Origin of the sequence: Staphylococcus sp. EG-SA-14 (assembly GCF_017151935.1) — a bacterium.
Lineage (GTDB): Bacteria > Bacillota > Bacilli > Staphylococcales > Staphylococcaceae > Staphylococcus > Staphylococcus aureus.
The window spans coordinates 61453-82446 of sequence record NZ_JACVZM010000012.1; the positions used below are offsets into that span (position 1 = coordinate 61453).

Here is a 20994-nt window from a genome sequence, read left to right on the forward strand (position 1 = left end):
TAATTATTAATGTTATAGTGCTTCTTTTCTAATAATTGCTGTATATTGCCAAAAGATTCGCATTTGAGCAATATTCCAATTATTCATTCCCATTGTAAATCCTGAAGGCTTAAATATATTCACATCAGTTACTTCTAAAGCTGCTGCAACTAAATATTGTAATGGAATGCTAAGTGATTTCATTGTTTCGGTAATGCCATTTTCATCATATACCCATGAAAATGGTAACTCTGATTCGAAAACATCAACACTATTGAAAATTTCAGGTAGGGCTAAAATATAACATGCACCATCTACAATAGGATTGTCGATACTATTTTTGTAATAAATTAGGAGTGCTTCATAGTTTTCTCGATGCTCATGATTGACGTAAAAAAATTCACTTCTAAAATGAGCCATATCTTGGCTATGAATGATTTGTTGTTCTAACATATTAAACATGCCATTTATATTTGCAATCTTTTCGTATGTTTTTCTACTCATGTATGATGCTCCTTTCATAAATAGTAAATGTTAATCTTCATATAATATTAATTTACAACACCATTTTGGTTATTTGAAGCTTGTGGCGCTTGTTGTGTGCCACCTTGATTTTGATTTAAGTTTTGATCTGTAGCAGGTTGTTGTTGATTGCTGGAATCACTGTTATTAGTTGAATCATTGTTCTCGTTAGATGTCTTATCTTTATCTGTCGTATCATTTTGTTCTTTTCTCAATAAACTACTATCTAAAGGCGTTAACGGTATTAATGAACCATAATGATTAATGACACGTTGATCTAAGAAATCATTTTTATCATTAATAGGTGATAATTCTAAGTCTTTACGAAGTAAGTTTGCATATTTTTGAATGCTTTCAACACTTGGATGATAATAGTAAATACCATTTAACATATCATCTTTACCTTTTAATTGCGCAGTTTTAATTTCAACATCATTTGTTAAGTACATTTTTGCTAAAGCTTTAATTTCAGAGTTAGTTAAATTATGCTTTGCATTTTTACCTACAATTTGAATCACGTTATCAAGTTTATCAATAGAATCAACTTCCTGTGCTTTTTGGAATAAAATCTTAATTAATTCCATTTGACGTTGTCCACGTTTTAAGTCTGAATCATGATGTCTAGTTCTAGCAACTGCTAAAGCCTCATCACCATTTAATTTTTGGTACCCTTTTTTAATTTTAATCTTACCAGTATCATCTGTGTTAGGTTCATTTAAGTCGTATGGCACATCATAGTATATGCCACCAAGCTCATTTACAGCCTCGACAAATGCTTTCATATTTACTCTCACATAATAATCAACAGGTACATTCATGGTAGCTTCTACCGAATCCATTGCGGCAATTGGACCACCATATGCATGTGCATGGGTAATCTTATCGTAATAGCCAACTTTAGGAATGTAGCTGATAGTATCACGTGGAATACTAAGCATTCTAATTTGATGTTTTGATTGATTAAAAGTAGTTAAAATCATAGCGTCTGATCTAGAGTGTTCAGCATCCTGTCCTTTTTTTCTTCTTCCATCGTTATCATCGATACCTAAGAAAAGAATAGAGATAGGTTGTTCTTCAGGATTGACTTTATTATCTCTTAAGTTGGATTGACGATTAGCATTTTTGCTGTCCTGAGAAGATTCGAATGCATCTTGGGACGTTTTAAAAAGTAACGTAGCGAAGACTATTGGAACAACAATGAGAACCAATGCTAGAAGGATCAAAAAGTATTTTAAAAATTTATTCATGATTGATGCTCCTATATTAAATTTTTGTTAAATCATAATCATAATTTTAAAATATAATTAGTTGAACGATATTTATACAACTTCATTACTAATACATTATAGCCTTAAATTGTAGTACTTTATAGTAAAAAATACAAATGTTATGTCAAAGTTCCTTGTAATTTGAATGTTTTGTTAAAATCAAAAAGCATTTTTAAAAATATAATGCGACTTTAGTATGATGTCTTAAAAAATTTAAAGGCGTAATATAAATTCGAGTGATTTATACAAAGTGATAAGGTATAATTAATTTTGTTGTATAGATAACATATTAGAAAAACTTATTACTATGTAGCGTAAAGCATAAATGAATGATAAGTTAATTTTTGTAAGTTGTATTATTAGGCATCTAGGTTCAAATTTTTAACGATTTAAATATATAAAATGAATACATTGTGAGGCAATTATCAAATGAAATTTAATAAAGTAAAACTAGTTATACATGCGTGTGTACTATTATTTATCATTATTTCTATAGCGTTAATTTTTCATCGATTACAGACGAAGACACATTCTATAGACCCAATACATAAGGAAACAAAATTATCAGACAATGAAAAATATTTAGTGGATCGTAATAAGGAAAAGGTTGCGCCGTCTAAACTAAAAGAGGTATATAATAGCAAGGATCCTAAATATAAGAAAATTGACAAGTATTTACAAAGTTCATTATTTAACGGTTCAGTAGCTATATATGAAAATGGCAAATTGAAAATGAGTAAAGGTTATGGATATCAAGATTTTGAAAAAGGTATTAAAAACACACCGAATACGATGTTTTTAATAGGTTCAGCTCAAAAATTTTCAACAGGGTTACTGTTAAAACAGTTAGAAGAAGAACATAAAATAAATATCAATGATCCAGTAAGTAAATACCTTCCATGGTTTAAAACATCTAAGCCTATCCCATTGAAAGATTTAATGTTGCATCAAAGTGGATTATATAAATATAAATCCTCAAAAGATTATAAAAATTTAGATCAAGCAGTTAAAGCGATTCAAAAACGTGGTATTGATCCTAAGAAATACAAAAAGCATATGTATAACGATGGGAATTATTTAGTACTTGCGAAAGTAATTGAAGAAGTTACAGGTAAATCTTATGCTGAGAATTATTATACAAAAATAGGAGATCCTTTAAAACTTCAGCACACAGCATTTTATGATGAACAACCTTTTAAAAAATATCTAGCAAAAGGTTATGCTTATAATAGTACAGGACTTTCATTCTTAAGACCTAATATTTTGGACCAATACTATGGTGCAGGTAATTTATATATGACACCAACAGATATGGGTAAATTAATTACTCAAATACAACAATATAAATTATTCAGTCCTAAAATAACCAATCCATTATTACATGAGTTTGGTACGAAACAGTATCCAGATGAATATCGATATGGTTTCTATGCTAAGCCAACATTGAATAGACTTAACGGGGGATTCTTTGGACAAGTCTTTACTGTTTACTATAATGATAAGTATGTAGTTGTACTTGCATTAAATGTAAAAGGAAACAATGAAGTTCGAATCAAACATATTTATAATGATATTTTAAAACAAAATAAACCTTACAATACGAAGGGTGTTATTGTTCAATAATTAATATAGAAGATATAACATGTATATGGCATTAAGGCATCGACCTTATCTGACCAGTATACGAGTTATATCTTCTTTTTTATAGTGGTAAAAAGTTTAAAGTATAAGGTTGAAGAAGGATGAGTTTAAAAATATGTGTTAACTGATAAAAGGGGAAATCATTTGGTGAGCTGGCATCAGACTAAAATGAATGAAGACGAATACGTTGGTCCATGCGTGGTGTGAATGTTTTCTAAATCTAACTGGAAATGATAATTTAATAATGTACACTTTTGATTGTTTAAACATGTACAATTTTTAAAAACCTAGGGATAATTTTATTGACGTGAACAACATTGAGATTATCTTTAGACATAAATATGGATTTTGAAGTTACTATATTTATTAGTTGTGGTTGTTAATGTATTAATTGAATTGATTATAATGATTGTCTTATAAGATATAGAAGGGGACTTAACCATTTAAAAATTGAAGGAAAATAAAAACCAGCTAACAAAAGTGTTAGCTGGTTAAACTTTACATTATTAAAATGTTGTTTATAAGTGTGAAGAGTGACCGCCTTGCATAACCCAATATGTTCCGACAACGAAACAAAGTGTAATTACAAGAGCAAAGATAACTTTGAATGTTTGTAAACGTCCATCTTTACCTTCAGTTAAATGCATGAACATTAATAATTGAAGTCCTGCTTGGACGAATGCAAAGCCAAAGATAATTGTCAACTTCGCGTGGAATGTTAATGACGTGTATAGTGTTACGTATACTGCTAAAAGCGTTAATACGATAGATGCGATAAATCCTACAGTATGTTTCATTATTGTACTCATCCGCTATACACCATCCCTATCATATATACGGCAGTAAAGATGAAAACCCAAACAACATCTAAGAAGTGCCAGTATAAACTTACTATAAATAATTTTGGCGCATTATATTTGTCTAATCCGCGTCGTTGGATTTGGATTAATAAACAAATGGCCCAAACGATACCTAGCGATACGTGACAACCATGCGTTCCTAATAGGATAAAGAAACTAGACCAGTAAGAACCAATTGTTGGGTTAACGCCTTCTGATGCATAGTGTGCGAATTCATAAATTTCGAATCCAACAAAGACTAAACCTAAAAGTAACGTAATGATCATCCAAAACATCATTAACTTTTGTTTTTCTTGGCGCATGTAGTAAATAGCAATACCACATGTGTAAGAACTGAATAATAATGCAAACGTCATTATTAAAACAAGAGGCAATTCAAATAACTCAGTAGTCATTTTACCTGCATAATCGCCACCATGTTGCAAAGTTAATAGTGTCGCAAATAGGGTACCGAATAACGCAAATTCGGCTGTAATGAAAATCCAAAAGCCAAGCTTATTTAATTCGCCTTCATGTGTGCGTGAATCAATAGTGTTTGTATCATGACTCATGACTTACAGCCTCCCTTTCTTTAATACGCGCTTCTCTTAATCTAGCTTCAGTTTCAGCAACTTCAGCAGCAGGGATATGATATCCGTGATCGATTTGGAAACTGCGATAAATCATAGTACCAAAAATACCGAATAAACAAATTAATGCTGGAATTACAGTTTCGAAAATTAAGAAGAAACCGCCGATAGTCATAAAGATACCAATCCAGAATCCAACAGGAGTATTGTTTGGCATATGAATGTCTTTGTAATTATGGTTGTCTAAGTAATGACGACCATGTTCTTTCATATCAACAAATGTGTCGTAGTCATTCCAATCTGGTGTAATGGCAAAGTTGTATTTAGGTGGAATTGCTGATGCAGTAGTCCACTCTAGAGTACGACCAAGGCCATCCCAGTTATCTCCAGTTGCTTCACGTGGAGATTTGAAGTGACTGTATACGATACTAACAACAAGGAATAAGAATCCGATTGCCATTAATAATGCACCGATAGTTGAAATTAAGTTTAATAAGAACCAACCATCTGATGGCATATAAGTGTATAAACGACGTGGCATACCATCTAATCCAAGAATGAATTGTGGTAAGAAACAAACGTTAAATCCGATCATGAAGAACCAGAAGCACCATTTGTTTAATGTTTCGTTTAATTTGTAACCCATCATCTTTGGATACCAGAAGATTAAACCAGCTAAGCAGGCAAATACAACACCAGTAACCAATGTATAGTGGAAGTGAGCTACTAAGAAGTACGTATTGTGATATTGATAGTCAGCTGATGCCATTGCTAACATTACACCCGTAACACCACCTAAAAGGAAGTTAGGGATAAATGCTAATGAGAATAGCATTGGTGACTCAAATGTAATACGTCCTTTATATAATGTTAATAACCAGTTAAACAATTTCACACCAGTTGGAATACCAATCAGCATTGTTGAAATTGAGAAGAATGAGTTGATTAACGCACCATTACCCATTGTGAAGAAATGGTGAACCCAAACTAAGAAACTAAGGAACGCGATACCGGCAGTTGCCCATACCATACTTTGATGTCCGAATAAACGCTTACGAGCGAATGTCGGGATAATTTCTGAATAAATACCAAATGCTGGAAGGATAACGATATAAACTTCAGGGTGCCCCCATACCCAGAAGAAGTTAGCCCAAAGCATTGGCATACCGCCATGTGCAACTGTGAAGAATGCTGTGTCAAATATTCTATCAGTTGTCATTAATGCTAACGCTACTGTTAAAGGAGGGAAAGCAAGAATAACAATTAATGTAGTAATAAATGTTGTTACTGTAAACATTGGCATTTGCATAAACTTCATAGTTGGTGTTTTACATCTTAAAATTGTTACAAAGAAGTTGATACCTGTAGCTAAGGTACCAAGCCCTGAAATTTGTATAGCTATTAAGTAATAGTTAACACCCGGACCAGGACTGAATTCACCTGCTAGTGGCGCATAGTTTGTCCAACCAGCTGCTGGTGAACCACCAATAATAAATGACAGGTTGAATAAAATCATACCTGCAAAGAATAGCCAGAAACTTACGTTGTTTAATACTGGGAATGCAACATCACGTGCTCCAATTTGTAATGGAACAACGATATTCCATAAACCAAAGATAAATGGCATTGCCATGAAGATAATCATGATTACACCATGTGTACTAAAAATTTCGTTATAGTGGTTAGATTCTAAAAATTTGTTATCAGGTACTGTTAATTGCGCACGAATAAGTAACGCATCAATACCACCACGGACGAACATTAATACGGCACAGATTAAATACATAATACCGATTTTCTTATGGTCTACAGATGTGAACCATTCTTTGTAAAGATATTTCCATAATTTAAAGTAAGTAATTACTGCGATTAAACCAATAACTAAGAATGGGGCACCAATTTGTGCCATTGTAATCATCCAGTTACCTTTAACTAGTAATTGATCCCATGGAAAATTCATTAATGTCCACCTCCATGATCATCATTGTCTTGATCTTGCGCATCTTTTGAAATTTTCTTCATTTCTTTCGCATTTTTCGATTCATCTTTCTTGAACTCATTGTTATATGGTTCGTCATTTCCAAGAATCATCAACTTCATACCATGTCGTTTATAGTTCGCATTTGTAATTTGAGCTTTACGAGCAGGTATTAATGGTTTGTCTGATACATCTTTAAACATATTTTCTTCACTAGTGAAGTTTGGATCTTTCAATTCGAAATTGAAACGTTTATATGCATAGAAGATGTATTCTGGATCGGCTGCTGGATCAACAAACGCCATATGTGTACCATTAAATTCTAAAGCTTTATTAGGTGTGCTTGGTAATAATTGTTTATCAAATGTATCTTGATCTAACGTTTTCTTACCTTTAACTTCTTTCACCCATTTGTCGTAGTCTTTTTGACTAACGGCATTTACTTTAAATGTTTGACGTGAGAATCCTTCACCATTGAAGTTAGAGTTACGACCTCTGAACGTACCAGTTTGAGATGCTTCTAACGTCCAATTCATTGTCATGCCAGTCATGGCATATTTTTGACCACCTAATTGTGGAATCCAGAAACTTGTCATTGTATCCATAGCTTGAAGCTTAAATACAACAGGACGATCTTTAGGGATTGTTAATGTGTTAACAGTCTCTATATGTTCATCTGGATAAGCAAAGAACCATTTGTATCCTGCACTTACTGCATATACAACCATTGGATCTTTCTCACTCTTCGGTGGTTTTTCGTAATCGTATAAAGTTTTAACTGTAGGAATAGCTAAAGCAGCAACGATTATGATAGGTATTACAAACCATATTGTTTCAATGATGGCATTATGGTGCATCTTACCAGATTCGGCATTCTTATTATAACTATACTTGTAAATAAAAATGGCGAACATGCCAAGTACAACGAAACAAATAACAAGCATGAAGACGATTGAATAAAGAATCAAGAACTTCTGACTACTTGCTACTGGCCCTTTTGCGTTGAAAATTTCTATATTTGAACAACCACTAAGTAAAATTAGTGTGCCAAATAATAGAAGCAAAGACTTAAATTTTGACACTTTTTTGACCTCCTAATACTACAAATGTAGGGCTTAACATTAATTTTAAGTTATTACACAATATTTACAAGGGCTTATGGGAAAAAAATTAATAAAATTGTATCAAAAATGTTGATAAATCAAGGTGTGACGTGGGTTCACACATTTGTTAAAATTATGTGTACATTTTGTGACTAATAGCGTTTTTGAAAAAATTGCTTCATATTTAAAAGGAAAGTTGAGAATAGCTTTCAATTAAAGGTTAATTGAATGAAAATAAAAAAAGTTTGAAATTGTCTAATAAATTGAAAATGATGGCTAGTTGATTGAAAGGAAGCGCAAACATTTTAATAAGGAATTTGCCAAAAGTAATTTATCGTTAAACAATGAAAAGTGGAGATTTGTTTGTTCAAAATCAAAACATTCTTTTAAAAAGAGCAGTTAAGTTTTAATAATTTGATAGGTAGTTCTTTGGTATACAGAAAAAATACAATATTTGGGTTAAAGTTGCAGATGAAGTTAGAATAACAAATAAAATGGTAGCAAAACATGTTCGTTTGCTACCATTTTATTTGCAGTATAGTGATGAGGGCTATTTAACCTCAATATACCTAGTGGAAATTTTAATTGCACCATCTGAATCAGTGACATGATATTTAATTTGATATTTACCAGATTTAGATGTATCAATTTGGCCATCGACTTTAATTTTATCGGTTAAATCTCCATCTTCTTTATCAAATGCACTTATGCCGTTTAGAAGGTTATAATCTTGACCTTTCTTAATAACGATATCATTAGCGCCTTTAATTTGTGGTGTAGTATTCGTCGTTGCATCTGCATTTAAATTTGGTGTTACTAGTGTAGCAGAAACACCGAGGGCTGATAATGACTGTAATAGTTTATTCATAATGTAACCTCCGAATGATAAGTCATTTCTGAGTTAGCTTTACTATACCTTAATTTATATTATTTACACATCATACTATAGTCCTAATCTTACCCTATAAAGAATGAAATTTAAATATAAATTTATAAATAATGAGGAAATAATTATTATTTTGAAAATCTGCCACAATTGTAAAATTAATAATTTAGGGATAATTTGAAATCAAATATAACTTTATTCGACAGTTTGAACTTAAATTTTAGTGTATCAAAACAATAAGAAAAGGGAGGCGAAAATGATAAAGAACCACTAATGATTAATTATGTAGTAGTACTTTATCATAGTCACAGCTTTTGTGTTGGGGCCTCGCTGACTTGCATTGTCTGTAGAAATTGGAAATCCAATTCCTCTTTGTTGGGGCCCATCCCCCAACTTGCATTGCCTGTAGAATTTCTTTTCGAAATTCTCTGTGTTGGGGCCCATCCCCAACTTGCACATTATTGTAAGCTGACTTTTCGTCAGCTTCTTTGTTGGGGCCCCTGACTAGAATTGAAAACTTGTTACAAGCTTATTTTCATTCAATTAACTACTGTCTATATAAAATTGTTGAGCCAAGAACAAAGTGAAATGCTCCCTTCAAAGCCTTCATTTATTCAATGTCTACTTTGAAGGGAGCATTTGATCGATTAATGTCCCAGATTTTTCTTGTTCTTCATTGCAATTGCAAAATAATATTTAATGTGGGTTAAAAGACTTCATTAAAACTCAGTTATTAGGGAGTGGGACAGAAATGATATTTTCGTAAAATTTATTTCGTCGTCCCACCCCGGCAAGGTTGACTAGAATTGAAAAAAGCTTGTTACAAGCGAATTTTCGTTCAGTCAACTACTGCCATTATAACTTTGTAGAGCATAGAACATTGATTTATGTCTCAGGCTCTTTACGAATCAATACCTCGACGCATTTTTTCTGCAAGCAAAGTATTATTTAATACCATAGTAATTGTTAATGGACCAACGCCACCAGGAACTGGTGTAATAGCTCCAGCAATTTCTTTAACCGCATCATAATCAACGTCACCTTTTAATTTGCCATTTTCATCTGGCGTATTGCCAACATCGATAATTACTGCTCCTTCTTTGACCACATCTTTTGTTACTAAACCAGGCTTACCAACTGCACTGACAATGACATCAGCATCTTTTAAATATGATGCCATATCTTTTGAACGAGAATGTAAGATTGTTACTGATGCATTTTTTTGAAGTAGTAACTTAGAAACTGGTTGTCCGACAATATGACTTCGTCCAATTACAACTGCATTTTTACCTTCTAAATCAATATCAGCATGTTTTAATATTTCCATGATGCCGAGCGGTGTGCAAGGTACAAAAGTTTGTTCATCGATATATAATTTCCCTATATTTATTGGATGAAAACCGTCCACATCTTTTTCAGTATTGATTGCTTCTAATATTTTCTGTTCGCTAACTTGTTTTGGTAATGGTACTTGTACCAAAATACCACTTACAGAATCATCATTATTTAGTCTATTTAGTTCGTTTAATACTTCTTCTTCAGTAGCTGTTTCTTCCAAATGTACGATTTCTGAAATCATACCAATTTTTTCAGCTGCTTTCTTTTTTGATCTAACATAACTTTGACTAGCGCCATCATTACCAACTAATATAACGGATAATTTAGGTGTAAAACCCTTTTCTTTTAGCGCTTCAACTTGATCTTGTAACCCCTGTCTGTAGTCTTTGGCAATTTGTTTACCATCTAAAATTTTAGCAACCATAAAAACTTCTCCTCCTATTGTCAATATCCTAACTTTGTTAGTTTATAAAACTAATTTACATAGCAAAAGACGTAAATTCAAACAAAAAATCAAAATAAAGTTCGATTTTTGATTGAAAAAGCAGAAATTGCTTGTTATGCTATATCTATAATATACAACTAAAGTAATTCACAATTCAAACTTTTGAAAGGGTGTACAAAGTGAAAGTAGCAGTCATTATGGGCAGTTCTTCCGATTGGAAAATTATGCAAGAGAGTTGTAACATGTTGGATTATTTTGAAATTCCGTACGAAAAACAAGTAGTATCCGCACATCGTACGCCAAAAATGATGGTTCAATTTGCTTCTGAAGCGAGAGAAAGAGGTATAAACATTATCATTGCAGGCGCTGGCGGTGCGGCACATTTACCAGGTATGGTTGCATCATTAACGACGCTACCAGTTATTGGAGTGCCGATTGAAACAAAAAGTTTAAAGGGTATAGATTCTTTATTATCAATTGTTCAAATGCCAGGAGGTATTCCGGTTGCAACGACTGCAATTGGTGCAGCAGGTGCTAAAAACGCAGGTATACTTGCAGCAAGAATGTTAAGTATTCAAAATCCTTCTTTAGTTGAAAAACTAAATCAGTATGAATCTTCGTTAATTCAAAAAGTGGAGGACATGCAAAATGAACTTCAATAAATTAAAGTTTGGTGCGACTATTGGCATTATTGGTGGTGGTCAGCTTGGAAAGATGATGGCACAATCAGCTCAAAAAATGGGTTATAAAGTGGTTGTATTGGATCCTTCTGAAGATTGTCCATGTAGATACGTTGCACACGAATTTATACAAGCCAAGTATGACGATGAAAAGCCACTCAATCAATTAGGACAAAAATGTGATGTGATTACTTATGAATTTGAAAACATTTCAGCCCAACAATTAAAACTATTATGTGAAAAGTACAATATTCCGCAAGGTTACCAAGCTATACAGTTATTACAAGACCGCTTAACTGAAAAAGAAACATTAAAAAGTGCTGGTACCAAAGTTGTCCCGTTCATTTCAGTAAAAGAATCTACAGATATTGACAAAGCAATTGAAACATTAGGATATCCTTTTATTGTAAAAACTAGATTTGGTGGCTACGATGGCAAAGGTCAAGTTTTAATTAACAACGAAAAAGACTTACAAGAAGGTTTTAAATTAATTGAAACTAGTGAATGCGTAGCTGAAAAATATTTGAATATCAAGAAAGAAGTATCTCTTACTGTTACAAGAGGAAACAACAATCAAATCACTTTTTTCCCATTACAAGAAAATGAGCATAGAAATCAAATACTTTTCAAAACAATTGTTCCAGCGAGAATAGATAAAACAGCTGAGGCGAAAGAGCAAGTTAATAAAATTATCCAATCGATTCATTTCATTGGAACATTTACAGTGGAATTTTTTATAGATAGTAACAACCAATTGTATGTGAACGAGATTGCACCAAGGCCTCACAATTCCGGACATTATTCAATTGAAGCATGTGATTATTCACAATTTGATACTCATATTTTAGCAGTTACCGGACAATCATTACCAAATTCAATTGAATTATTAAAGCCTGCAGTCATGATGAACTTACTAGGTAAAGACTTAGATTTATTGGAAAATGAATTTAATGAACATCCAGAGTGGCACTTACATATTTATGGTAAGTCTGGGCGTAAAGATAGCAGAAAAATGGGGCATATGACTGTACTAACGAATGATGTAAACCAAACTGAACAAGATATGTACGCTAAATTTGAGGGGAGTAATTAAAGCATGACATTATTATATGAAGGAAAAGCGAAGCGCATTTTCTCAACAAATCAAGAAAATGAATTAAGAGTTGAATATAAAGATGAAGTTACTGCTGGAAACGGGGCTAAGAAAGACACAATGGCAGGTAAGGGGCGATTAAATAATCAAATTACTTCTATTATATTTAAATATTTACAAGAAAATGGAATAGAAAGTCACTTTATTAAACAATTATCTGAAACAGAACAATTAGTTAAGCCTGTGAAAATAATTGCATTAGAAGTAGTTGTTCGTAATATTGCTAGTGGATCTATTACAAAGCGTTTAGGTTTTGAAAATGGTGAAGTTTTTAGAGAACCACTTGTAGAATTTTTCTATAAAAATGATGCGTTAAATGATCCGTTGATAACGGATGACCATGTTAAATTGCTCAATATAGCATCAGATGAAGATATTGAAATACTAAAATCCAAAGCATTAAAGATTAATAATGTGTTGAAACAATTAATGGATGCTATGAATTTAAAATTAGTAGATTTTAAAATCGAATTTGGAAAGACTGAGACTGGTCAAATTTTGTTAGCGGATGAAATATCTCCAGATACATGTCGAATTTGGGATAAAGCTACCAATGCAAACTTTGATAAAGATGTATATAGAAATAACACTGGATCACTGATTGAAACATATCAAATATTTTTAAACAAATTGGAGGATTTAAAATAATGAAAACAATTGAACTACATATCACATTACAACCACAAGTATTAGATACGCAAGGACAAACGCTTACTCGAGCTGTACATGACTTAGGTTATGCACAAGTGAATGATATTCGTGTAGGAAAAGTATTATATATGACAGTGGATGAGGTTAGTGATGAAAAGGTACACAACATTATTACAACTCTAAGTGAAAAATTGTTTGCAAATACAGTGATTGAAGAATATAGCTATAAAGTGTTAGATGATGAAAAGGAGAATGCATAAAATGAAATTTGCGGTTCTTGTTTTTCCAGGTTCGAATTGTGATAGAGACATGTTTAATGCTGCTATTAAAAGTGGTGTTGAAGCGGAATATGTAGATTATAGAGAAACATCACTAAGTGGATTTGATGGCGTACTTATTCCTGGTGGATTTTCATTCGGGGATTACTTAAGATCTGGGGCAATGGCTAGTGTAGCGCCGATTATTTCGGAAGTTAAACGTCTTGCAACTGAAGGTAAGCCAGTATTAGGTGTTTGTAATGGGTTTCAAATTTTAACTGAAATAGGCTTATTACCTGGTGCATTATTGCATAACGATTCACATTTATTTATTAGTAGAAATGAAGAGTTAGAAATAGTGAATAATCAAACGGCATTTACAAATCTTTATGAGCAAGGTGAAAAAGTTATATATCCTGTAGCTCACGGTGAAGGTCATTATTATTGTACTGATGAAATATATCAACAATTAAAAGCTAACAATCAAATTATTCTGAAATATGTGAATAATCCGAACGGTTCATATGATGATATTGCAGGAATTGTTAACGAAAAAGGCAATGTATGTGGCATGATGCCACATCCTGAAAGAGCTTTAGAAACGTTGTTAGGTACTGATAGTGGTGTGAAATTATTTGAAGCGATGGTAAAAAGTTGGAGGGAACAACATGTCTAAATTTATCGAACCAAGCGTTGAAGAAATTAAACTTGAAAAAGTATATCAAGATATGGGATTAAGTGATCAAGAATATGAAAAAGTTTGCGATATTTTAGGCAGACAACCTAACTTTACAGAAACAGGTATCTTTTCTGTTATGTGGAGTGAACATTGCTCTTATAAACATTCTAAACCGTTTTTAAAGCAATTTCCTACGTCAGGTGAGCATGTGCTTATGGGTCCAGGTGAAGGTGCAGGGGTAGTCGATATAGGTGATAATCAAGCCGTAGTATTTAAAGTAGAGTCTCACAATCATCCATCAGCAATTGAACCATATCAAGGGGCTGCTACAGGCGTTGGTGGAATCATTCGTGACATTGTTTCTATTGGGGCTAGACCTATTAATTTGTTAAACAGTCTTAGATTTGGAGAATTAGATAATAAACAAAACCAAAGATTACTTAAAGGGGTTGTAAAGGGTATCGGAGGTTATGGTAACTGCATTGGTATTCCAACAACTGCTGGTGAAATCGAATTTGATGAATGTTATGATGGCAATCCACTTGTTAATGCAATGTGTGTTGGTGTTATCAATCACGACATGATTCAAAAAGGCACAGCAAAAGGTGTAGGTAATTCGGTCATTTATGTTGGTTTGAAAACTGGTCGAGATGGTATTCATGGTGCTACTTTTGCATCTGAAGAATTGACGGAAGAAAGCGAAAGTAAACGACCTTCTGTACAAATCGGTGATCCATTTGTAGGTAAAAAATTAATGGAAGCAACACTTGAAGCAATTACATTTGATGAATTAGTTGGTATTCAAGATATGGGTGCTGCTGGTTTAACATCTTCATCGTCTGAAATGGCGGCAAAAGGTGGTAGTGGGTTACATTTGAGATTAGAACAAGTGCCAACACGTGAGCCAGGTATTTCTCCTTATGAAATGATGCTTTCAGAAACTCAAGAACGTATGTTACTAGTTGTTGAAAAAGGTAATGAACAAAAATTCTTAGATTTATTTGATAAGCACGAATTGGATAGTGCTGTTATAGGTGAAGTTACAGATACAAATCGTTTTGTTTTAACATATGATGATGAAGTTTATGCTGACATTCCAGTTGAACCACTAGCTGATGAAGCACCTGTATATATTTTAGAAGGAGAAGAAAAAGATTATAATACTTCTAAAAATGATTATACACACATCGATGTTAAAGATACTTTCTTTAAATTACTTAAGCATCCGACTATAGCATCTAAACACTATTTATATGATCAATACGACCAACAAGTTGGTGCCAATACGATAATTAAGCCAGGACTTCAAGCATCGGTAGTACGTGTGGAAGGCACAAATAAGGCAATTGCTTCAACAATTGATGGTGAAGCGCGTTATGTATATAACAATCCATATGAAGGTGGAAAGATGGTAGTAGCTGAAGCTTATCGAAATTTAATTGCCGTGGGTGCAACACCATTAGCAATGACAGATTGTTTAAATTATGGTTCTCCTGAAAAGAAAGAAATCTATCAACAGTTGATAGATTCAACGAAAGGTATGGCAGAAGCATGCGACATTCTTAAGACACCAGTAGTTTCTGGAAATGTATCTTTATATAACGAAACGAAAGGTACTTCTATTTTCCCAACACCAGTTGTTGGAATGGTAGGTTTGATTGAAAATGTAAATTATTTAAATGATTTTGAACCTCAAGTTGGAGATAAATTATATTTAATCGGTGATACTAAGGACGACTTTGGTGGTAGTCAACTTGAAAAGTTAATTTATGGCAAAGTTAATCATGAATTTGAGTCATTAGATTTGAGTTCAGAAGTTGAAAAAGGTGAATCAATCAAGACCGCTATTCGTGAAGGACTATTATCACATGTTCAAACAGTTGGTAAAGGTGGCTTACTGATTACTTTAGCTAAACTAAGTGCGCATTACGGTTTAGGATTAAAGTCTTCAATAGATATAACAAATGCACAATTGTTTAGTGAGACGCAAGGCCGATATGTTGTTTCTGTTAAATCAGGTAAAACTTTAAATATTGATAATGCAATAGAAATTGGACTTTTAACAGATAGTGATAATTTCAAAGTAACAACACCATATACAGAGATTAGTGAAAATGTTTCAGATATTAAACAAATATGGGAAGGGGCAATTGCTCAATGTTTAACTACTCAGGATTAAACGAAGAATGTGGCGTGTTTGGTATTTGGAATCATCCTGAAGCAGCGCAACTAACATATATGGGACTTCATAGTTTGCAACATCGTGGTCAAGAAGGTGCAGGTATAGTTGTTTCTGATCAAAATGAATTAAAAGGCGAGCGAGGATTAGGCTTACTAACTGAAGCGATTAAAGATGATCAAATGGAACGATTAAAAGGATATCAACATGCAATTGGTCACGTCCGTTATGCTACTTCAGGTAATAAAGGTATTGAAAATATTCAACCGTTTCTGTATCACTTTTATGATATGAGTGTAGGTATTTGTCATAATGGTAACCTCATTAATGCTAAATCATTGCGTCAGAATTTAGAAAAACAAGGTGCTATCTTCCATTCGTCTTCTGATACTGAAGTCATTATGCATTTGATACGTCGAAGTAAAGCTCCTACTTTTGAGGAAGCGTTAAAAGAAAGTTTGCGAAAAGTTAAAGGCGGTTTTACATTTGCGATATTAACTAAAGATGCGTTATATGGCGCAGTAGATCCAAATGCTATCAGACCACTTGTTGTAGGTAAAATGAAAGATGGTACATACATCCTTGCAAGTGAAACATGTGCAATAGATGTGTTAGGTGCAGAATTTGTTCAAGATATTCATGCAGGTGAATATGTCGTGATTAACGATAAAGGTATTACAGTTAAATCTTATACACATCATACGACAACTGCAATTTCTGCGATGGAATATATTTATTTTGCTAGACCAGACTCAACAATAGCTGGTAAAAATGTCCATGCAGTACGTAAAGCTTCTGGTAAAAAATTAGCCCAAGAAAGCCCTGTAAATGCTGATATGGTCATCGGTGTACCCAATTCATCGCTATCAGCTGCGAGTGGTTATGCTGAAGAAATAGGTTTGCCATATGAAATGGGACTAGTTAAAAATCAATATGTTGCAAGAACATTTATTCAACCAACTCAAGAATTACGTGAGCAAGGTGTGAGAGTGAAGTTATCTGCGGTAAAAGATATAGTAGATGGGAAAAATATCATTCTTGTTGATGATTCCATTGTTCGCGGTACGACAATTCGACGCATTGTGAAAATGTTAAAAGATTCTGGTGCAAATAAAGTACATGTGCGTATAGCATCACCGGAATTTATGTTCCCAAGTTTTTATGGAATCGATGTTTCAACTACGGCAGAATTAATTTCTGCAAGCAAATCACCTGAAGAAATTAAAGATTATATTGGCGCTGATTCATTAGCATATCTATCTGTAGATGGGTTAATTGAATCAATTGGTTTAGATTATGACGCGCCATATAGTGGCTTATGTGTAGAAAGTTTCACTGGAGATTATCCTGCAGGGTTATATGATTATGAAGCAAATTATAAAGCGCATTTAAGTCATCGACAAAAGCAATATATTTCTAAAAACAAACACTTTTTTGATAGCGAGGGAAATTTAAATGTCTAAAGCATATGAACAATCTGGTGTAAATATTCATGCTGGTTATGAAGCTGTAGAAAGAATGTCTAGTCATGTTAAACGTACGATGCGTAAAGAAGTTATCGGTGGTTTAGGTGGATTCGGTGCTACATTTGATTTATCACAATTAAATATGACAGCACCAGTTTTAGTTTCTGGAACAGACGGAGTAGGTACGAAATTAAAACTAGCTATCGACTATGGGAAACATGATTCGATAGGTATCGATGCAGTCGCAATGTGTGTTAATGATATTTTAACGACAGGTGCAGAACCATTGTATTTTTTAGATTACATCGCTACAAATAAAGTTGTTCCTGAAGTTATTGAACAAATTGTTAAAGGTATTAGTGATGCATGCGTTGAAACGAATACTGCACTTATCGGTGGAGAGACTGCTGAAATGGGTGAAATGTATCACGAAGGTGAATATGATGTAGCCGGATTTGCTGTTGGAGCAGTTGAAAAGGATGACTATGTAGATGGTTCAGAAGTGAAAGAGGGACAAGTTGTTATAGGACTTGCGTCAAGTGGCATTCATTCAAATGGATACAGTTTAGTGCGCAAATTAATTAATGAATCAGGCATTGATTTGGCATCAAACTTCGATAATCGTCCATTTATAGATGTCTTTTTAGAACCAACTAAATTATATGTCAAACCTGTACTTGCTTTAAAAAAAGAAGTTTCTATTAAGGCAATGAATCATATTACTGGTGGAGGTTTTTATGAAAATATTCCACGTGCATTGCCAGCCGGATATGCTGCTAGAATTGATACTACATCATTTCCAACGCCAAAAATATTTGATTGGTTACAACAACAAGGCAATATAGACACAAATGAAATGTATAACATTTTTAACATGGGTATTGGCTATACGGTTATCGTTGATGAAAAAGATGCATCACGCGCTTTGAAGATTTTAGCAGAACAAAATGTGGAAGCTTATCAAATTGGTCATATTGTGAAAAATGAGTCAACTGCAATTGAATTGTTGGGGGTATAACAATGGTTAAAATTGCGATTTTTGCATCAGGTTCAGGAAGTAACTTTGAAAATATAGTTGAGCATGTTGAATCAGGAAAACTTGAAAATATTGAAGTTACGGCGCTATATACGGATCATCAAAATGCGTTTTGTATAGATAGAGCAAAAAAGCACGGTATTCCTGTTTATATTAATGAACCAAAACAATTTGATTCAAAAGCAGCGTATGAACAACATTTAGTAACATTATTAAATAAAGATAAGGTAGAGTGGATTATTTTAGCTGGCTACATGCGTCTAATTGGTCCAGATTTATTAGCTTCATTTGAAGGTAAAATATTGAATATACATCCATCTCTATTGCCGAAATATAAGGGGATTGACGCAATAGGCCAAGCATATCATAGTGGCGATACTATTACTGGTTCGACAGTACATTATGTTGATTGTGGTATGGATACGGGAGAAATTATTGAACAGAGACAATGTGATATTAGACCGGACGATTCAAAAGAACAATTAGAAGAGAAAGTAAAAAAATTGGAATATGAGTTATATCCAAGTGTTATTGCTAAAATTGTAAAATAAGGAGTATGTATGTGATGAAGAAAGCTATTTTGAGCGTATCAAATAAAACAGGTATTGTAGAGTTTGCTAAAGCGTTAACGCAATTAAATTATGAATTATATTCAACTGGTGGTACTAAACGTATATTAGATGAAGCAAATGTACCAGTTCGTTCTGTTTCAGACTTAACACATTTTCCAGAAATAATGGATGGCCGTGTTAAAACATTACATCCGGCTGTTCATGGTGGCATTTTAGCTGATCGAAATAAACCGCAGCATTTAAATGAATTATCAGAACAACATATAGATTTAATTGATATGGTAGTAGTTAATTTATATCCATTCCAACAAACTGTTGCAAACCCTGATGTGACGATGGACGAAGCAATTGAAAATATTGATATTGGTGGTCCAACAATGTTACGTGCTGCAGCTAAAAACTATAAACATGTAACAACAATTGTACATCCGGCAGATTATCATGAAGTATTGACGCGATTAAGAAACGATTCGTTAGATGAGTCATATAGACAATCATTAATGATTAAAGTTTTTGAGCATACTGCAGAATATGATGAAGCGATTGTACGTTTCTTTAAAGGGGATAAAGAAACTTTAAGATATGGAGAAAATCCACAACAATCAGCGTATTTTGTGAGAACTTCGAATGCTAAGCACACGATTGCAGGCGCTAAACAATTACATGGGAAACAATTAAGCTATAACAATATTAAAGATGCAGATGCTACACTAGCTTTAGTTAAAAAGTTTGATACACCTGCTGCAGTTGCGGTTAAACACATGAATCCATGTGGTGTTGGTATCGGTGACACGATAGAACAAGCATTTCAACATGCGTATGAAGCGGATAGTCAATCAATATTTGGTGGAATTGTTGCATTAAACCGAGCTGTAACACCTGAGTTAGCAGAGCAATTGCATAGTATCTTTTTGGAAGTCATTATTGCACCAAAATTTACAGATGAAGCATTAGATATTTTAAAACAAAAGAAGAATGTAAGATTATTAGAAATTGATATGACTATAGACAGTAACGAAGAAGAGTTTGTTTCAGTATCTGGCGGATATTTAGTTCAAGATAAAGACAATTATGTCGTGCCAAAAGAAGAAATGAAAGTTGTTACAGAAGTAGCACCTACAGATGAACAATGGGAAGCAATGTTATTAGGATGGAAAGTTGTACCATCAGTAAAAAGTAATGCAATTATTTTAAGTAATAATAAACAAACTGTAGGTATAGGTGCTGGACAAATGAATCGTGTCGGTGCTGCTAAAATTGCGTTAGAGAGAGCTATTGAAATCAATGATCATGTAGCGTTAGTATCTGATGGATTTTTCCCTATGGGAGATACAGTTGAACTTGCAGCACAACATGGTATAAAGGCAATTATCCAACCGGGTGGTTCGATTAAAGATCAAGATTCAATTGATATGGCTAATAAACATGGTATTGCAATGGTAGTCACAGGCACTCGACATTTTAAACACTAATTTTAAAGGGGCGTAACATAAATGAATGTATTAGTAATTGGTGCTGGTGGACGAGAACATGCACTTGCATATAAACTTAATCAATCGAATCTAGTTAAACAAGTGTTTGTCATTCCAGGTAATGAGGCAATGACACCTATAGCTGAAGTACACACTGAAATTTCAGAATCTGATCATCAAGGGATACTAGATTTTGCTAAACAGCAAAATGTTGATTGGGTAGTTATAGGTCCAGAACAGCCGCTAATTGATGGATTAGC

Annotated in this window: 20 protein-coding genes and 1 pseudogene; 13 read left to right on the forward strand and 8 right to left on the reverse strand. The window is 33.3% G+C overall.

Annotated features, from left to right (window positions below; all coding sequences use genetic code 11):
* Positions 1 to 12 precede the first annotated feature (12 nt).
* Together IDG63_RS08565 and IDG63_RS08570 are read right to left on the reverse strand one after the other, a co-directional pair.
* A complete protein-coding gene (locus tag IDG63_RS08565) occupies positions 13 to 483 on the reverse strand; it encodes an osmotic stress response protein (RefSeq protein ID WP_000088431.1) in 471 nt (156 codons plus the stop codon).
* Positions 484 to 530: 47 nt separating this feature from the next.
* Positions 531 to 1748, reverse strand: a complete 1218-nt coding sequence (locus IDG63_RS08570; protein ID WP_001031978.1) for a polyisoprenyl-teichoic acid--peptidoglycan teichoic acid transferase — start codon at positions 1746 to 1748, stop codon at positions 531 to 533.
* Between the two features lie 450 nt (positions 1749 to 2198).
* Between IDG63_RS08570 and fmtA the strand changes: the two genes are divergently transcribed.
* Entirely contained in the window at positions 2199 to 3392 is a 1194-nt protein-coding gene (gene fmtA / locus IDG63_RS08575) for a teichoic acid D-Ala esterase FmtA (RefSeq protein WP_000671245.1), read from the forward strand.
* A 536-nt stretch (positions 3393 to 3928) separates the two neighbouring features.
* Here the strand turns inward: fmtA and qoxD are convergent.
* Genes qoxD through qoxA form a run of 4 tightly spaced genes read right to left on the reverse strand, consistent with a single transcriptional unit; the run spans position 3929 to position 7899 of the window.
* Entirely contained in the window at positions 3929 to 4207 is a 279-nt protein-coding gene (qoxD, locus tag IDG63_RS08580; protein WP_001797236.1) for a cytochrome aa3 quinol oxidase subunit IV, read from the reverse strand.
* An 8-nt stretch (positions 4208 to 4215) separates the two neighbouring features.
* A complete protein-coding gene (gene qoxC, locus IDG63_RS08585) occupies positions 4216 to 4821 on the reverse strand; it encodes a cytochrome aa3 quinol oxidase subunit III (protein ID WP_000017736.1) in 606 nt (201 codons plus the stop codon).
* Positions 4811 to 6799, reverse strand: coding sequence for a cytochrome aa3 quinol oxidase subunit I (gene qoxB / locus IDG63_RS08590; protein ID WP_001010762.1), 1989 nt, complete (start codon positions 6797 to 6799; stop codon positions 4811 to 4813). Before qoxB ends, qoxC begins: the two co-directional genes overlap by 11 nt.
* Complete coding sequence (gene qoxA, locus IDG63_RS08595; RefSeq protein ID WP_000032836.1) at positions 6799 to 7899, reverse strand: cytochrome aa3 quinol oxidase subunit II; 1101 nt, start codon at positions 7897 to 7899, stop codon at positions 6799 to 6801. Before qoxA ends, qoxB begins: the two co-directional genes overlap by 1 nt.
* A 301-nt stretch (positions 7900 to 8200) precedes the next feature.
* Here qoxA and IDG63_RS08600 point away from each other — a divergent pair, with 301 nt between their 5' ends.
* Positions 8201 to 8323 (forward strand): hypothetical protein, encoded by a 123-nt coding sequence (locus IDG63_RS08600; RefSeq protein ID WP_031835089.1) that lies wholly within the window; start codon positions 8201 to 8203, stop codon positions 8321 to 8323.
* Between the two features lie 147 nt (positions 8324 to 8470).
* On the opposite strand, the gene IDG63_RS08605 is transcribed toward IDG63_RS08600, so the two are convergent.
* Positions 8471 to 8788, reverse strand: coding sequence for a DUF5011 domain-containing protein (locus IDG63_RS08605; protein WP_001037831.1), 318 nt, complete (start codon positions 8786 to 8788; stop codon positions 8471 to 8473).
* A gap of 919 nt (positions 8789 to 9707) precedes the next feature.
* A complete protein-coding gene (gene folD / locus IDG63_RS08610) occupies positions 9708 to 10568 on the reverse strand; it encodes a bifunctional methylenetetrahydrofolate dehydrogenase/methenyltetrahydrofolate cyclohydrolase FolD (protein ID WP_000225838.1) in 861 nt (286 codons plus the stop codon).
* Positions 10569 to 10768: 200 nt separating this feature from the next.
* Here folD and purE point away from each other — a divergent pair, with 200 nt between their 5' ends.
* The 11 genes and pseudogenes from purE to IDG63_RS08665 form a co-directional block, all read left to right on the forward strand.
* On the forward strand, positions 10769 to 11251 hold the full coding sequence (gene purE, locus IDG63_RS08615; protein WP_000861572.1) for a 5-(carboxyamino)imidazole ribonucleotide mutase: 483 nt from the start codon (positions 10769 to 10771) through the stop codon (positions 11249 to 11251).
* Positions 11238 to 12362 carry a 5-(carboxyamino)imidazole ribonucleotide synthase gene (gene purK / locus IDG63_RS08620; RefSeq protein WP_001010414.1) on the forward strand — a complete coding sequence of 375 codons (1125 nt, stop codon included), beginning with the start codon at positions 11238 to 11240 and terminating at the stop codon, positions 12360 to 12362. The genes purE and purK overlap by 14 nt, the downstream gene beginning before the upstream one ends.
* A gap of 3 nt (positions 12363 to 12365) precedes the next feature.
* On the forward strand, positions 12366 to 13070 hold the full coding sequence (gene purC / locus IDG63_RS08625; RefSeq protein WP_000174044.1) for a phosphoribosylaminoimidazolesuccinocarboxamide synthase: 705 nt from the start codon (positions 12366 to 12368) through the stop codon (positions 13068 to 13070).
* Complete coding sequence (gene purS, locus IDG63_RS08630) at positions 13070 to 13333, forward strand: phosphoribosylformylglycinamidine synthase subunit PurS (protein WP_000848350.1); 264 nt, start codon at positions 13070 to 13072, stop codon at positions 13331 to 13333. Before purC ends, purS begins: the two co-directional genes overlap by 1 nt.
* Position 13334: 1 nt before the next feature.
* The gene (gene purQ, locus IDG63_RS08635; protein ID WP_000666806.1) at positions 13335 to 14006 is read left to right on the forward strand and encodes a phosphoribosylformylglycinamidine synthase I; all 672 of its coding nucleotides are present in this window, start codon (positions 13335 to 13337) and stop codon (positions 14004 to 14006) included.
* The gene (purL, locus tag IDG63_RS08640) at positions 13999 to 16188 is read left to right on the forward strand and encodes a phosphoribosylformylglycinamidine synthase subunit PurL (protein WP_000032733.1); all 2190 of its coding nucleotides are present in this window, start codon (positions 13999 to 14001) and stop codon (positions 16186 to 16188) included. Before purQ ends, purL begins: the two co-directional genes overlap by 8 nt.
* Positions 16167 to 17651 (forward strand): amidophosphoribosyltransferase, encoded by a 1485-nt coding sequence (gene purF / locus IDG63_RS08645; RefSeq protein WP_000483713.1) that lies wholly within the window; start codon positions 16167 to 16169, stop codon positions 17649 to 17651. The genes purL and purF overlap by 22 nt, the downstream gene beginning before the upstream one ends.
* Positions 17644 to 18672 (forward strand): phosphoribosylformylglycinamidine cyclo-ligase, encoded by a 1029-nt coding sequence (purM, locus tag IDG63_RS08650; RefSeq protein ID WP_000030811.1) that lies wholly within the window; start codon positions 17644 to 17646, stop codon positions 18670 to 18672. Before purF ends, purM begins: the two co-directional genes overlap by 8 nt.
* A 2-nt stretch (positions 18673 to 18674) precedes the next feature.
* Complete coding sequence (purN, locus tag IDG63_RS08655) at positions 18675 to 19241, forward strand: phosphoribosylglycinamide formyltransferase (RefSeq protein WP_000238675.1); 567 nt, start codon at positions 18675 to 18677, stop codon at positions 19239 to 19241.
* A gap of 14 nt (positions 19242 to 19255) precedes the next feature.
* A complete protein-coding gene (gene purH / locus IDG63_RS08660) occupies positions 19256 to 20734 on the forward strand; it encodes a bifunctional phosphoribosylaminoimidazolecarboxamide formyltransferase/IMP cyclohydrolase (RefSeq protein ID WP_000709277.1) in 1479 nt (492 codons plus the stop codon).
* A gap of 21 nt (positions 20735 to 20755) precedes the next feature.
* Positions 20756 to 20994: pseudogene (locus tag IDG63_RS08665) on the forward strand (phosphoribosylamine--glycine ligase family protein); the annotation flags it as partial.